The sequence below is a fragment of the Trueperella bernardiae genome (genome assembly GCF_030246965.1).
Classification (GTDB): Bacteria; Actinomycetota; Actinomycetes; order Actinomycetales; family Actinomycetaceae; genus Trueperella; species Trueperella bernardiae.
Genome location: NZ_CP127099.1, coordinates 486,119 through 500,719 on the forward strand (window position 1 = coordinate 486,119; position 14,601 = coordinate 500,719).

Annotated in this window: 11 protein-coding genes; 7 read left to right on the forward strand and 4 right to left on the reverse strand. The window is 67.5% G+C overall.

Annotation, left to right across the window (positions count from 1 at the left end; genetic code table 11):
• Positions 1-49 precede the first annotated feature (49 nt).
• The 3 genes from QPC17_RS02325 to QPC17_RS02335 are packed head-to-tail and all read left to right on the forward strand — an operon-like array spanning position 50 to position 3,404.
• Positions 50-583 (forward strand): PadR family transcriptional regulator, encoded by a 534-nt coding sequence (locus tag QPC17_RS02325; protein WP_070445013.1) that lies wholly within the window; start codon positions 50-52, stop codon positions 581-583.
• Positions 568-1,239, forward strand: coding sequence for an ABC transporter ATP-binding protein (locus tag QPC17_RS02330; protein ID WP_070445010.1), 672 nt, complete (start codon positions 568-570; stop codon positions 1,237-1,239). Before QPC17_RS02325 ends, QPC17_RS02330 begins: the two co-directional genes overlap by 16 nt.
• Positions 1,236-3,404 (forward strand): FtsX-like permease family protein, encoded by a 2,169-nt coding sequence (locus QPC17_RS02335; protein WP_062613876.1) that lies wholly within the window; start codon positions 1,236-1,238, stop codon positions 3,402-3,404. Before QPC17_RS02330 ends, QPC17_RS02335 begins: the two co-directional genes overlap by 4 nt.
• 80 nt (positions 3,405-3,484) lie before the next feature.
• Here QPC17_RS02335 and QPC17_RS02340 read toward each other — a convergent pair whose 3' ends face one another.
• The 4 genes from QPC17_RS02340 to pta all read right to left on the reverse strand — a co-directional run bounded on the left by QPC17_RS02340 (position 3,485) and on the right by pta (position 7,783).
• Positions 3,485-4,384, reverse strand: a complete 900-nt coding sequence (locus tag QPC17_RS02340; RefSeq protein WP_285347420.1) for a polysaccharide deacetylase family protein — start codon at positions 4,382-4,384, stop codon at positions 3,485-3,487.
• Positions 4,385-4,455: 71 nt separating this feature from the next.
• Positions 4,456-4,884 (reverse strand): GNAT family N-acetyltransferase, encoded by a 429-nt coding sequence (locus tag QPC17_RS02345; RefSeq protein WP_062613878.1) that lies wholly within the window; start codon positions 4,882-4,884, stop codon positions 4,456-4,458.
• An 80-nt stretch (positions 4,885-4,964) separates the two neighbouring features.
• The gene (locus QPC17_RS02350) at positions 4,965-6,137 is read right to left on the reverse strand and encodes an acetate/propionate family kinase (RefSeq protein WP_285347421.1); all 1,173 of its coding nucleotides are present in this window, start codon (positions 6,135-6,137) and stop codon (positions 4,965-4,967) included.
• Positions 6,138-6,151: 14 nt separating this feature from the next.
• Positions 6,152-7,783, reverse strand: a complete 1,632-nt coding sequence (gene pta, locus QPC17_RS02355) for a phosphate acetyltransferase (RefSeq protein ID WP_070445001.1) — start codon at positions 7,781-7,783, stop codon at positions 6,152-6,154.
• Positions 7,784-7,974: 191 nt separating this feature from the next.
• Between pta and QPC17_RS02360 the strand changes: the two genes are divergently transcribed.
• The 4 genes from QPC17_RS02360 to QPC17_RS02375 all read left to right on the forward strand — a co-directional run bounded on the left by QPC17_RS02360 (position 7,975) and on the right by QPC17_RS02375 (position 14,452).
• Positions 7,975-8,979 (forward strand): pseudouridine synthase, encoded by a 1,005-nt coding sequence (locus QPC17_RS02360; RefSeq protein WP_285347422.1) that lies wholly within the window; start codon positions 7,975-7,977, stop codon positions 8,977-8,979.
• Between the two features lie 9 nt (positions 8,980-8,988).
• Positions 8,989-10,551, forward strand: a complete 1,563-nt coding sequence (gene guaA / locus QPC17_RS02365) for a glutamine-hydrolyzing GMP synthase (protein WP_062613882.1) — start codon at positions 8,989-8,991, stop codon at positions 10,549-10,551.
• 170 nt (positions 10,552-10,721) lie between these two features.
• Entirely contained in the window at positions 10,722-11,012 is a 291-nt protein-coding gene (locus QPC17_RS02370) for a hypothetical protein (protein WP_143601962.1), read from the forward strand.
• A gap of 128 nt (positions 11,013-11,140) precedes the next feature.
• Complete coding sequence (locus tag QPC17_RS02375) at positions 11,141-14,452, forward strand: family 20 glycosylhydrolase (RefSeq protein WP_285347423.1); 3,312 nt, start codon at positions 11,141-11,143, stop codon at positions 14,450-14,452.
• Positions 14,453-14,601 lie beyond the last annotated feature (149 nt).

The window sequence follows — 14,601 nt, forward strand, 5'->3', positions numbered from 1 at the left end:
GAGGGGGTACTCTTTTAGACATACTAGTCACTGAGTGAATAGAGGGGATATGAGCACCCAGTTCGCGCTCCTCGGCCTTATCTCCACGGAGCCCACCTACGGCTACGAGCTCAAGAAGCTCTATGATTGCCTGTTCGGCGGTGACAAGCCGATCCTGCCGGGCCAGCTCTACGCCGTGCTCGGCCGCCTGGCCCGCGACGCCGCGATCGAGAAGGTGGCGGACACGGGCGCCTCCGCCGGCCCTGAGCGCACGCGCTACGCGGTCACCGATCTCGGCAACGAGCGCTTACTCGCCTGGCTCGATCAGCCCGAGCCTCCCGCGCCCACCCTCCAGGCCACCCTCTACATGAAGGTGGTGCTTGCCCTCATGATTCACGGCGACGCCGCCCCCTTCCTTCGCGCCCAAAAGTCAGCGCACATCGCCCGGATGCGCGAGCTCATCGCCCGGCGTCGTGAAGCAAACCTGGCCGAGCGCATCTTGCTTGACAACGCGATCTTCCACATCGAAGCCGACATCCGCTGGATGGACATGACCGCCAGCCGCCTGACCAACCTGAAGGAGGAACTATGGTCCGCGATGTGATCCTCGAGGCCCGCGGGCTCACGAAGAGCTTCGGGCCCACCCACGCCATGCGGGGGATCGACCTCGACGTGTTGCGCGGGGAGGTGCTGGCCATCATGGGCCCGTCCGGCTCGGGCAAGTCCACGCTCTTGCACACGCTCGCCGCGATCGAGGCCCCCGACCAGGGCACGGTCACCCTCAACGGCGCCCGGATTGACTCCCTGCCCGACGCCGAGCGCACGATCTTGCGCCGCACAAAGTTCGGCTTCGTATTCCAGTTCGGCCAGCTCGTGCCCGAGCTGTCGGCCCTGGAGAACGTCATGGTCCCGCTCATGTTGGGCGGGGTGCGCAAGAACGACGCCGAACGGCGAGCTCGCGAGTGGCTGGCGCGCGTGGGGCTGTCCGATCGGGCGGACGCCCTGCCCGGCCAGCTCTCGGGCGGCGAGGCCCAGCGCGTGGCGATCGCCCGGGCCCTCATCATCACGCCCGAGGTGCTGTTCGCCGACGAGCCGACCGGCGCCCTCGACTCCTTCGCCTCCGAGCAGGTGATGGAGATGATCGTCAGCCTCGCCCGCGCCGAGGGTCTGACCGTGGTTATGGTCACCCACGAGCCGATGATCGCCGCCTACGCCGACCGTGAGGTCGTGGTGCGGGACGGCCGGATCGAGGGGCAATGAAACTCGCAGCCCAGCTTTTCAAGGCCAGCGCCGCCCGCAGCCGCGGCCGCCTCGCTCTGCTCACTTGGGCGGTCGCCTTCGGTGTACTCATCCTCTTCCTCTTCTCCGCCTACCACCACGCGCTCTTCGACCGCTCGTATACTGTCTGGCGCCAGGGATACGACCAGGCGCGGTCGGCGTTCTGGTACGACCAGGAGCTTGCCCCCGGCGACGGCGACCCCCTGTGGATGCAGCTGCGCCTCGACTCCGCCTACGCGCTCGGCGACCACGCCACCTCTGTCATGCAAGTCGCCACCGACACCGGCTCGCCCGAGCTGCCCGCGGGTCTGCCGCGCTGGCCCGAGCCGGGGGAGTACTGGGTTTCGCCCGCTGTCTCGGATATCATGGAGACCAGCGCCTACGATGTCGGGATGCGCTTTGGTACCACGAAGCTCGGGGTTCTTCCAGAGTCGATGGTGGCCGGGCCTGACGAGCAGCTGGTCATCATGGGAGTGGACAAGGCCGACATCCCCGACTCTGTGGCCGTCTACCGCTTCAACGAGCCGTTGGTGGACCTCGAGTTTCAGGTGATCGGCGCCGTCGTCTACCTCGGGGTGGCCATCGTGCTCTTCCCCGTCCTCATCCTCATCTCGATCGCGGCAAAACTCGGCAGCGTGCAGCGCGAGCAGCGCTACGCCGCGTTGCGCCTGGTGGGCGCCACGAACAAGCAGATCCTCATGATCGTCACCTTCGAGTCACTCGTGGCGGCCGCGGGCGGCCTGGTGATCGGCGCGGCTGCCTACTTTGCCGCACGCCCGGCCCTGTTTGAACTCACGCTCGGCGGTGGGCGGCAGTGGCCCTCACGCATCGACGTCACCCCGCTCCACTGGGTGGCGGTGGCGCTTGCCACGATCGCGCTCATCTTCCTCTCCAACGCCTGGGGCATGCGCGGGCTACGCCTATCGCCGCTGGGCGTGGCCCGGCGCCAGAAGCGCGAAGCGCGCCCCGGCGCCCTGCGCCTCCTGCCGCTCGCAGCCGGCATCGGCGCGTTCGTCCACATTTACGCAACCGTGGACGAAAATCAGGGCAACGGCAACACGGTCTATCAGCTCATGGCGGCCGTGATCGCCACGATGATCGGCCTGGTGCTGGCCGGGCCGTGGTTCACCTACGCACTTGGCGGGCTGGTCCGCCGCCTCACCAGCTCCGCCGACCTCTTCATCGGCTCCTCCTACGTGCGTGCCCACGCCAGCCGCGTGTCGCGCTCGGTGGTCGGTGTGGTGCTCGCCCTGTTTGCGGGCAGCTTCTTCCTCACCGCCGTCTCCGACGTGCCCGAGGATCTCTTCGACCAGCGCTCCGACGGCTTCGCCCCCGGCGTGGTGCGCGTGGACGGCATGAACACGGCGGAGGTGGCCCAAATCCGTTTTTCCCCCTGGGCGAGCGAGGTACATGACTACCCCCAGCTCGCGGGCGCCTACATGGTCATGCCCTGCGCCGACGCCGCCCGGTTCGTTGACGACGTGGCGTGCGACGACGGCGTCGTGGCCATCAACCCCTACGCGTCCGGCGCCCAGGCCGACTACTACGGGGCCGACGTGGCCGAAGTGGCCCGGGAGCTCGAGGCGAACGCGGGCGCCTACATCGAGTACGATGGCGGCCAGCCCGTCACGTCCGTGGTGGCGCTCGTGAAGCTGCGCGAGGCGGGCGACATCGAGGCGCTACGCAACGTGGTGGCCGGCCGGGCCCAGGACATCTTCATCGAGTCGGCCACGAAGAGCCCCGACACGACAGTCCGCTTCTTTACGCAACTGACCTATGCCGGCATCGCGGTCACGCTGGTCGTGTCAGTTATCTCGCTCGTCGTCTCCACCTACTCCGGCCTGCTCGAACGACGCCGATCGCTGCTCAGCCTGCGCCTGTGCGGGATGACCCTGCGCCAGCTGGGCGCCATGGTTCTGGTGGAGTCCTTCGTACCGCTGGTGGTCATGTCCACGATCGCCACCGCCGCGGGCATCGGCGCCGGCTTCGTGCTCATGCACGCCGTGTCCTACACGCTCGATGCGCGCTTCACCGGTACATATGTGGCGGCGCTCATCGGGGCGCTCATCGCGGCCGGCCTCGCTATCGTCGCGATCCTGCCCTCGATGAAGAAGATGACACGGCTCGCGGTCAACCGCACCGAATAAGAAGCGCCGAGCAGACGCGGACTGTGGACGCGGGCCGCGCGGGCGGCGTCGTGACAAGGCGTCGCCCGCGCAGGGCCGGGCTAGTGGGCCTTGACTTGGTTTTGGGAGTAGATCGTCCTGCCCGTGCCGAAGGAATCGCCGAGCAGCTCGGGGACAGTGACCAGCACGTAGCCCTGCGCCTCGAGCTTGGTGATGATGTCGGGCACGGCGGCCACCGACGTGGGGTGGATGTCGTGCATGAGGATGATCGCACCGGGGTGAGCTGCGGTGACGGCCTCGTTGATGACGGAGGGGGTGGAGAGCGACTCCCAGTCGCGCGTGTCGACCGACCACAGGACCTCGGCCAGCCCGAGCGAGTCGGCCACGGCATCCACGGTGGCATTCCGGGCTCCGTAGGGCGGGCGGATCATGTCGGTGTGAACGCCGATGGCCGTCAGCGCGTCGATGGGGGAGGCCATCTCCGCCCGCATCGCGCCCTCGGCGAGCTTGGGCAGGACGGGGTGGCTCCACGTGTGGGTGCCGATCGCGTGGCCCTCGGCGGCGGCGCGCTGTACGGTGGCCGCCCTGCCCTCGACCTTGTAACCCACCAGGAAGAACGTGGCAGGCACGCCCGTGTCCTTAAGCGTATCCAGCAGCTGATCGGTGTACGGGCCGGGACCGTCGTCAAAGGTCAGCGCCGCACACCGGGCCTGCGAACAGTCCACCCGCCCGTCTTCCAGCTTGGGCGCGGCGGCGCGGTTCGCATTCGGCCCGGGAGCAAGCGGGAGCCCGCCGGGTCCGACGCCGGGCCTCGCCGTGCCGCGCGGTCCCCACGTGTTCGGCGGGGCGAACTCCGGATCGTTGTCGATCTCATACCCGGACGTGGGCGCCTTGGAAAAATCGAGCGGCTGCGCGGCGGACGGCTCGGGAGGTACAGAGGAGGTACATCCAGTCAGCGCGAGCGCGAGCGCGAGAGCCAAACTGCTACGAAAAAACCTCATGCCTCTAGCCTATTCCCCCGAAAGCTCGCCGATGCCCACCCGCAGGGGGAGGCGGGTGGGCACTAAAACCGTTACTTCCCGCCGTAACGATACACGTTGGTCTTGCGCGCTTCGAATCCGCACCGACGGTACAGACGGTTGGCGGCCTCGCGCGACGGGCGGGACGTCAGATCCACGCTCTTCGCACCGCGCGTCGTTGCAAGGTCGCACGCTGCCTCCACGAGTGCCCGACCAGCGCCCTTCCCGCGCGCCGCGTCGTCAACCACCACGTCCTCAATCCACGCCCGCGTGCCCGTGGGGATGGTGAACGTCACCAGGGTAAGCATGCCGAGGATTTCGCCCTCGTCCTTGAACAGCAACAGGTCGATGCACGGCTGGGCGAGCAGCTGGTCGATCTGCTCGATGTCCATCGGCGCCGCGGTGGAGGAAAGCTGGGGGATGAGGCGAGCGAACGCGGCCTCGAGCTGCGGGGTTGCTGACGTGGCAAGTTCAATAGACATGAGGTCCTCTTCCTAGACAATTGCTTTCGCGGGGCGATACCGGCCGTGTCCGGCGACGTCGCCCCGCGAAAGGTAACAGATTAAATGATCTCCATGCACTGGCGTGCGATGGCGAGCTCCTCGTTGGTGGGAACCACGCAGATGGTCACCGCCGAGTCCTGCGTGGAGATCACGCGGGCCTCCTTCGAGCGCACCGCGTTCTTTTCCAGGTCGAGCTTGACGCCGAACGGCGTCAGGCGCGCGCATACCTCAGTACGCAGGTCGGCGTCGTTCTCACCAGCGCCGGCGGTGAACGTGATCGCGTCCAGCCCGCCCATGACGGCGGTGTAGGCGCCGACGTAGTGCAGCAGGCGGTGGACGTAGACCTCGAGGGCCTCCGTTGCGTGCGGGTCGCCCGCCGCGGCAAGCGCGCGCACCTGGCGCATGTCGTTGTCGCCCGCCAGGCCCTTGAGGCCGGACTGCTTGTTGAACAGGGTGTCGATCTCGTCGGTGCTCATCCCGGCCTCGCGCGAAAGGTGGAAGACGGCCGCCGGGTCGATGTCGCCCGTGCGGGTGCCCATGACCAGGCCCTCGAGAGGGGTCAGGCCCATCGACGTGTCCACTGCCTTTCCTGCCACTACCGCCGACGCCGAGGCGCCATTTCCGAGGTGGAGCACGATCTGCTTGAGGTCATCGCGGCCGAGCAGCTCGCTCACCGCGCCGGAAACAAACTGGTGGGAGGTGCCGTGCGCGCCGTAGCGGCGGATCTGGTACTTCTCGGCCACGTCACGGTTGAGGGCGTAGGTGGCGGACTCGTTCGGCAGGGACTGGAAGAACGCGGTGTCAAACACGGCAATGTTCGGCACGTCGAACATCTCGCGCGCCACCTTGATGCCCTTGAGGTGAGCGGGGTTGTGGAGCGGGCCGAGCGGGATGAGATTCTCAATGATCTGCTCCACCTCGTCGGTGATGAGCACGGCCTTGTCGAAGTACTTTCCGCCCTGAACCACGCGGTGGCCGATGGCGCGGATCCCGGCGTCGGCGAGCGCCGGCCCGTGGGTGTTAAACATGTCGATCACCAGCGACAGGCCCACGGCGTGATCCTCAATCGGCTGGTCGAGCTCGAAGGTCTGCCCCTCGACCTCGTGCTCGAGGTGGGAGGTGGATTCGCCGATGCGCTCCACGAGGCCCTTGGCCAGCGTCGTGCCCGAATCGGGCTCGATGAGCTGGTACTTGATCGACGACGATCCAGAGTTGATGACGAGTACTGTCACGGATTCTCCTTTGATTAGTTCTGGGCCTGGATAGCGGTGATGGCAACCGTGTTGACGATGTCTTCCACGAGCGCGCCACGCGAGAGGTCATTGACGGGCTTGTTCAGGCCCTGCAGGACCGGGCCCACGGCCACGGCGCCCGAGGAACGCTGGACCGCTTTGTAGCCGATGTTGCCGGCGTTGAGGTTCGGGAAGACGAACACGGTGGCCTGGCCGGCCACGGGCGAGCCGGGCAGCTTGGTGGCGGCGACCTTGGCATCGACGGCGGCGTCATACTGGATCGGGCCCTCAATGAGGAGGTCGGGGCGCTGCTCCTTGGCGATGCGCGTGGCCTCTACGACGGCGTCCACGTCCGGGCCTTTGCCGGAGGTGCCGGTGGAGTAAGACAGCATCGCGACCTTGGGGTCGACGCCGAACTGCACGGCCGTCTCGGCCGACGACACGGCGATGCCTGCCAGTTGCTCGGGGGTGGGGTTGGTGGTCACGGCGCAATCGCCGTAGACGTAGACCCGGTCCTCCATGAGCATGAGGAAGCAGGAGGAGACGAGAGCCGCGCCCGGCTTGGTCTTGATGATCTGGAAGGAGGGAACGATCGTGTTGGCGGTGGTGTTGATCGCGCCGGAAACCATGCCGTCGGCATCCCCCATGTGGACCATCATGGTGCCGAAGTAGGACAGGTCCTTGATCGTCTCCACGGCCTGGTCGTAGGTGACGCCCTTCTTCTCGCGCACTCGGGCAAACTCGGCGGCGTACTTCGCGATGAGGTCGGGGTTGGCGGGGGAGACGATGTCGGCCCCATCGAGGTCGAGGCCGAGGTGGGCGGCGCGGGCCAGCACGTCCTCGCGCTCGCCGAGCAACACGATGTCGGCCACCTCGCGGCGGATCAGTTCGTCGGCCGCGCGCAGGATCCTGTCATCAGCCGACTCGGGCATAACGATGCGCTTGCGCTGGGCGCGGGCGCGGGAGATGAGGGAGGCGGTGAAGCTCAGCGGCGTGATGACGTCCGAGCCGTGCTCCATCGACGCCCGCACGATCGCCCTGTCGGTATCCGTCAGCTCCACGGCTTCGCCGTCGTAGAAGTAGACGATCGGAATGTGGGCGTATTCGGGGCTCTTCTCCTGCTCCACCCGGTGCTCGGCGGAGGTGACGGCCACGGCCGAGATCGGCGCGTTCTCGCCCTGGATCTCGCGCGAGACGAGGTGGGATAGGTTGACCACCTGCTCGGGCGTGCGCAGGGCGCCGGAGACCACCACGAACACCGAGGTGGCGAGGTTGGCGGCGGCGCGGCCCGTGCGGGCGAGCATACCCGGGTTGACCGGATCGCCATCAAGGAGGCCGAGGATGAGGACGGCGTCGAAATTCTGGGCGTAGTCGGTATAGCGCTTGACGAGGTCCGTCATAGCCGCTTCTTCGTTACGCACGTAGGCCTGGCGGGTGGTGCCCCACGCGATGTCGAGGTCTTCCTCGCGCCCCACGAGCTTGATGAGGTCAATGAACTCATCGTCGGTGTCGATCGGGCCGTTGGTGAAGGCGCGGAAGAGGCCGAGCTTGGGGTAGTCCTGGGTGAGCTGTTCGATGACCGCGCGGACGACGGGGCGGGTGCCGGAGTTGCCCTCTGCTGCGGTAAAGTAGACGCTCTTGGTCATGTCATCCTCTCTCATGATCTTGTTCCACGGCCGAGCCGTGTTCCTATCGTCCCACGTTTGGGTAGGGGATGAACAAATTTCGGCATAATTCCATATGAAGCCGTGCACGGGAAGTGCAGGACCAAAGGGCGAGACACCGGCCGGGATTCCGGCCGGATCGCAAGGGAAAGCGCAAGGGAAAAGGAGGGGCCGTGGGGCGCAGGCCACGATCGCAACGACGCTCGGCGTACCAGCGTGCCACCCGGCCCGCCCTGCGTGGCGGGATCAACGCCTCGCCCGTGGTGCTTCCCGAGCGTGAGTTTGCAACGCTCGGGGAGTGGGCGGCGGAGCGCTTCGGAGCGGAGGGCGCCGGGATCTTCGACGGGGACGCCTTCTACGGCTTTTCCGTGCCGGCCTGCGCCGCCGACACGTACCGTCCCGGCACGCGCCTGTACATCTTCCGCCCCGTCCCCGACGAGCCCGAGCGCCCCATCGTCCTCGACGTGGTCCACCGCGCCGAGCGCTTCATCATCGTCGACAAGCCCCACGGCATCGCCACCATCCCGCGCGGCAGCTACGTCGCCCGGTCCGTGACCGTCGCGGCCCGGCGCCAGTTTGCCAACGACGACGTCTCCGCGGCCCATCGCCTCGACGCCGAGACCGCCGGTCTCGTCTTGCTCACGCTTGACCCGCGCTGGCGTGGCCCCTACCAGGACATGTTCGCCGCCCGCCAGGTGAGCAAGGTCTATCGTGCGGTGGCGCCATCGATCGACCTGGGCGCGCTCGCGGGCCGGGCGGGCGTCGTCGAAGCCGGGCCTGGGCACGCCGCGGCCCTGGGCGGGAGGGGCGCGGACGGCGTCGTGAACGTGGAGCTGCACCTGACCCGGGAGCCGGGGGAGATCGCGGTGCGCGTGGGGGAGGGCGTGCCAAACGCGCGCACGCTCGTCGCGAAGGAGCGGGAGCTCACGGACGGGCTGGCGCTGTACGAGCTGCGACCCGTGACGGGGCGGCTGCACCAGCTGCGTGCCACGATGAGCTACCTCGGGGCGCCGATCGCGGGCGACCCGCTCTACCCGCGCGTGATGAGCCTGGAGGAGACCGCGCGGCGGCCGTTCCCCACGCAACTGTTGGCAGCGGGGTTGGAGTTCTCCGACCCGGTGGACGATGAGCCCGTGGTGGTGCGAACGCGCAGGACACTGGAGCTGTTGACGCGGTAGTCTGGTGGGGTGAGTGAACTACGCCCAGTTTTGGTTATTGATAATGGAGCGCAAAACGCGCAACTGATCGCGCGCCGCGTGCGCGACGCCGGCTATTACTCCGAGCTGGTCCCGCATTCGTGGAGTGCGCAGCGGGTGCTGGAGAAGGAGCCGGTGGCGATCATCCTGTCGGGTGGGCCGTCGTCGGTGTATGCCGAGGGCGCCCCGCAGCTCGACCCTGCAATCCTCGAGGCCGGCATCCCCGTGCTCGGCATCTGCTACGGCTTCCAGCAGATGACGCACGCGCTCGGCGGCGTGGTGGGCAGGGCCGACAAGGAGTACGGCAACGCCCCGGCGCAGATGGTGGCGGACGGCGTCGTGACCGGCCCGGCCGGCGGCATGGCGAGCGTGTGGATGAGCCACGGCGACTCGGTCACGCGGGCCCCGGAGGGCTTTACCGTGACGGCGACGACGCCGGGCGCGCAGGTGGCGGCCATGGAAAACGTGGAGCGGCGCCTGTTCGGCCTGCAGTGGCACCCCGAAGCCAAGCACTGCGAGTACGGCCAGGAGCAGATCGAAGCCTTCTTGCGCGAGGGCGCGGGGCTGGAGCCGAACTGGGACTCGTCGTCGGTGATCGAGGACCAGGTGCGCAAGATCCGCGAACAGGTGGGAGACAAGCACGCGATCTGCGCGCTGTCCGGCGGCGTGGATTCGTCGGTGGCGGCGGCGCTCGTACACAAGGCGATTGGCGACCAGCTCACGTGCGTGTTCGTGGACCACGGGCTGCTACGCAAGGGTGAGGCCGAGCAGGTGGTGCGCGACTACGCTGGATCGCTCGGCATCCGCGTGGTGGCGGTGGACGAGTCGGAGCGATTCCTCTCCGCACTCGAGGGCGTGACGGACCCGGAGACCAAACGCAAGATCATCGGCCGCGAATTCATCCGCTCCTTCGAGGCCGCCCAGCGCGCGCTGGTTGAGGAGGCGGGCGCCGAGGGCAAGGAGATCAAGTTCCTTGTGCAGGGCACGCTCTACCCGGACGTGGTGGAGTCCGGCGGCGGGGACGGCACGGCCAACATCAAGTCTCACCACAACGTGGGCGGCCTGCCGGACGACCTGGACTTTGAGCTCGTGGAGCCGCTACGCGACCTGTTCAAGGACGAGGTGCGGGCGATCGGCCTGGAGCTCGGGCTGGACGAGAAGCTCGTGTGGCGCCAACCCTTCCCCGGGCCCGGCCTGGGCATCCGCGTGGTGGGGGCCGTCAACCGCGAACGGCTCGACATCCTGCGCGAAGCGGACGCGATCGTGCGCGAGGAACTGTCCGCCGCCGGGTTCGATCGCGAGATCTGGCAGTGCCCCGTGGTGCTACTGGCGGACGTGCGCTCGGTGGGAGTGCAAGGCGACGGGCGCACCTACGGCCACCCGATCGTGCTGCGGCCCGTGTCCTCCGAGGACGCGATGAGCGCCGACTGGACCCGCATCCCCTACGACCTGCTGTCCAAGATCTCCAACCGCATCACTAACGAGGTGGATGAGATCAACCGCGTGGTGCTCGACGTGACGAGCAAGCCGCCGGGGACCATCGAGTGGGAGTAGGCGCCTGCGGGCAGGGGCCTGGTGGCCGTCGGCCCGCGGCAGGCGGCGGCGTTTTAGAATAATTTGGACGATTTCGGCGTCATCTTCGCATATGAAGAGATCGCGCTGAAATCGTCCAGATTGTTTTAATCCGGCCATGTCGTTGGAGGGCGCTTGGAACCTGGGGGAAGGTGCGTGAGTGTTGGGCCGCATTGCCCGACGGCGACCGCGAGTGGGCCCTCGCCTTTGCCCTTGACCTCGCGAAGGAATTCATCGCGGGTGCGGGCGTCACGGTAGCCATGTGGGGAGGATACGCCGAGAATGAGCTAGCCGGACCTGTCCGGGAGTTCGAGCGCTTCTTCGCCGAGCACCGCGACCGTACCGTCCTCGCCGCGAAGAACGGCGACCTAACGCCAAAGCACATCAATGTGCGTCCGGGGTTGCCCGTGGGGTGCTGCGCCGCTCGAGCCGTTCCCGTTTGAAGGCGGACGGTAGCCCAACCGGCGGGCACCCGTACCGCCCGCGATCTGCAGCTTCGCACAATTGACAGCGCTTGTATCACCTTCCTGATATCCTCGAGCTGACTATTTCAATGGCGAAATGAGGAAAAATGCGGGTTCTCGCGGCGTTAGCGGCCCTTCTCTTGACATTCGGCACCACGTCGATTGCGACGGCCGAGGTCGATGACGATCAACTGGTCAATATTGCACAGCTTGCCGACACGGTGGTGACGGCGTCGGGCTACGAGTCCGGTAGTAGCTTCACCGTGGATCGTGCGGTTGACGGCGACGACGGCACGGATTATGCGACCCGCGAGGCGAAGTGGTTCGCGCAGGACGCGTCGCGGTGGTCGGCGAATAAGAAGGAGCCGCCGGTGTGGCTCGCCTTCGACTTCGGCCAGCCGGCGGACATCCAGCAGGTCAACATCACGTGGGGTCGCCAGTTCGCCACCAAGTACAAGTTCGAGGTCTCGGCCGACGGCACCACCTGGCAGGATGTCGACGGGGTGTACGAGGGCAAGTTCCAGGACAAGGTCTCGAGCGAGCTCAACGTCACCAGCCGCTACCTGCGCATGACCACCCTCGGTCACCGTAGCGAGTGGCCCGTCAGCATCTGGGAGATCGAGGTGCTGGGCACGGTCGGCGAGTCGGAGCAACTTCCGGCGCTCGTCCCGTTGCCGGCTAGCTACGAGGCCGCGGACGCGGGAACCTTCGAGCTGACCTCCACCTCTGACATCGTGGCCGCGGCGGACATGCAGGCCGAGGCGGAGAAGGTGGCGCAGATCCTGCGCGCCTCCACGGGCTTTGACTTGCCGGTGGTCGCCGAGTCGGTAGACCCGGCCGCGGACATCATGTTTGACACCGCCGAGGGTCTGGGCGAGGAGGGCTACACGCTCAAGACGACGGCCCAGGCCGCCACGATCACAGCCTCGACCACGCACGGCGCCTTTAACGGCGGCCGCACGATGCTGCAACTGCTGGGTCCGTGGGCGCTGATGACCACCCCGATGGCCGGCCCGTGGCAGGTGCCCAGCGTGGCGATCGAGGACTCCCCGCGCTTCGCCTACCGCGGCATCATGCTCGACCCGGCACGCTCGTTCTACACGGTCGACGAGGTCAAGCAGGCCATCGACGTCATGTCGATGTACAAGTTCTCCTACCTGCACTTGCACTTGACGGACGACCAGGGCTGGCGCATCGAGATCACGAATGATGGACGCGAGGACGGCGATACCATCGATTACACGCGCCTGACGGCCGTCGGCGGCCAGACGGCGATGGGGCCGACCGACCGGAACTCGAAGCCCGGCGTGACCGGCTTCTACACGCAGAACGACCTGCGTGACATCGTGGCCTACGCGGCGGATCGGCACATCGCGATCGTGCCCGAGGTGGACATGCCCGGCCACAGCCAGGGCATCCTCCAGGCGATCCCGCAGCTGAACACGCCCGGTTCGTCACACGACGGCACGGTGGGCGACGACGGCCAGCCGATCACCGACCCGTCCCAGTACGTGACGGCGCCGCCGCAGAACACCTCGGACGTGGGCGAGTCCTACCTCGACCCGAACTCGGAGTACACGTGGCAGTTCCTGCGCCACGTGGTGGGTCAGGTGCAAGGGATTGTTGGCGGCGAGTACTTCCACATCGGCGGCGACGAGACGCACAAGATGGACCAGGCCAACCCGGGTGCCGCGGTTGAGTTCCTGCGCGAGGCCTCAGCGATGGTTCGCGAGTTCGACGTCACTCCGATCGGGTGGAACGCGTGGGCGCCGAACGGCAACGTGCCGCAGCAGGGTGACGTTATGCAGCTGTGGAACGGCGCCAAGGCGAGCTTCGCCGCGGGGCTCACCGCGTCCGGCGGCAAGGCCATTTTCTCGCACGCCTCCAACCTGTACTTCCCGCAGAAGGCCGGCCCGGGGATCTGGGGCGCGACCTGGGCGTGCGGTGGCGCGTGTGGCCTGGAGCAGTTCTACAACTACGATCCCGAGGCGGACATAGGCCTGCAGCCCGGCCAGCTTCTCGGCATCGAGGGCGCGATGTGGAACGAGCACGTGCGCTCGATCCAGGACTTCTTCTTCCCGGCGTTCCCGCGCGCAATGGCGGCGGCCGAGGTCGGGTGGACCCCGCAGAACCTGCGCACGGGCCGGATCAACAACCTGCGCACGCGGCTCGCGGACACCATGCCGGCGCTGACGGTTCAGGGCGCCGACTTCTACGCCTACGGGATCAACCACCAGCCGTTGGTGCGTGCGGTGGCCGTGCCCGACGGCGTCGTCGGCTACGGGTACTCGCCCGCGACGCCGGCCGACGGCGTGAGCGCGACCGTCACGTTCGACGGGCTTGAGCCGATGGCGCTGACGGCAACGTCGATGCGGCCGTACCTGCCGGCGAACGATGCGAACAACAACAACCGCGCGCAGGCGGGCCTGTGGGAGTTCGCCCTGCCCGACGACGCGGCGGCCGCCCTCCCCGCGGGCACGCACGGTGGCGTGATCACGATGGTCGTGGGCGGGGATACGGACAAGGCCGTGAGCGCGCAGGTGACCCTGGTGGTCGCGGAGGATCCGGAGAACCCCGGCGGTCCGGTGGATCCGGAGGAGCCGGAGAACCCCACCCCGCCGCAGTGCGAGGCGATGGCGGGGCCGGTTCGGCCGGCGCGCGCCACGAACCTGCTGGGTGAGGCCACCGGCGACCTCCTGGCGGACATGTGGTCGCTGTCCGACGACGGCGCGATCCACTTCTACGCCAGCCGCGGGGCGGGGATGGTGCACCAGGGCGTGGTGCACTGCCCGGACGTGGACCTGGCGGAGATCACCGCGATCCCGGACGTCAACGGCGATAGGCGGGCCGACCTGCTCGCCATCACCGCCGACGGCGACGCCTTCTACTACTACTCGACCGGCAACGGGTTCCTGTCGAAGGGTGCCCAGGTGGGCCACGGGTGGACGTCGATGGACAACGTGTCCTTCGCCGGCAAGCTCGGCAATTCGTCCACGAACTACGTGATCGCGCGGCAGAAGGCCACGGGCGACCTGTACCGCTACCAGATCAGCGGCGCGGGCCTGTCGAACGGCACGAAGATCGGCCACGGCTGGTCGGATATGACCGTGATCGTGGGCACGGGGCAGTTCACCGGCGATGCGAACTCGGACGTGGTGGCGATCCGTTCGGATGGCAAGATGTTCGCCTACGCCGGCACGTTCGGCGGGGCGCTGGTAAGCGCGGGCCAGATTGGCGGTGGCTGGGAGCCGTTTGTCAACGTCACGGTTCCCGGCGACAGGGACGGCAACGGTCTGAATGATCTGATCGGCGTCCGTGACGACGGCAAGCTGTTCTTCTACAAGAACACGGGCACGGGCTATTGGGGGCCGGCCACCGAGGTCGGCCACGGCTGGGGCCGCATGGTTGACCTGAGCTAGGGCGAGTGGGCGCGCGGTCGGTCGGATCGTGCACCCAGCGGGGCGTGCCACGGCGTCGTGAACGACGCCGTGGCACACTTCGCGCACAAGCCTGGGATTTGCGCAGAAATCCGCGGCGCACGGGGCGCCTGACAAGTTTGTCGGAGGGG

Excerpts from the sequence above, each read along its gene's own strand:
- QPC17_RS02325 (WP_070445013.1), top strand. The coding sequence starts at position 50 with ATGAGCACCCAGTTCGCGCTCCTCGGCCTTATCTCCACGGAGCCCACC.
- QPC17_RS02330 (WP_070445010.1), top strand. The coding sequence starts at position 568 with ATGGTCCGCGATGTGATCCTCGAGGCCCGCGGGCTCACGAAGAGCTTC.
- QPC17_RS02335 (WP_062613876.1), top strand. The coding sequence starts at position 1,236 with ATGAAACTCGCAGCCCAGCTTTTCAAGGCCAGCGCCGCCCGCAGCCGC.
- QPC17_RS02340 (WP_285347420.1), bottom strand. The coding sequence starts at position 4,384 with ATGAGGTTTTTTCGTAGCAGTTTGGCTCTCGCGCTCGCGCTCGCGCTG.
- QPC17_RS02345 (WP_062613878.1), bottom strand. The coding sequence starts at position 4,884 with ATGTCTATTGAACTTGCCACGTCAGCAACCCCGCAGCTCGAGGCCGCG.
- pta (WP_070445001.1), bottom strand. The coding sequence starts at position 7,783 with ATGACCAAGAGCGTCTACTTTACCGCAGCAGAGGGCAACTCCGGCACC.
- QPC17_RS02375 (WP_285347423.1), top strand. The coding sequence starts at position 11,141 with ATGCGGGTTCTCGCGGCGTTAGCGGCCCTTCTCTTGACATTCGGCACC.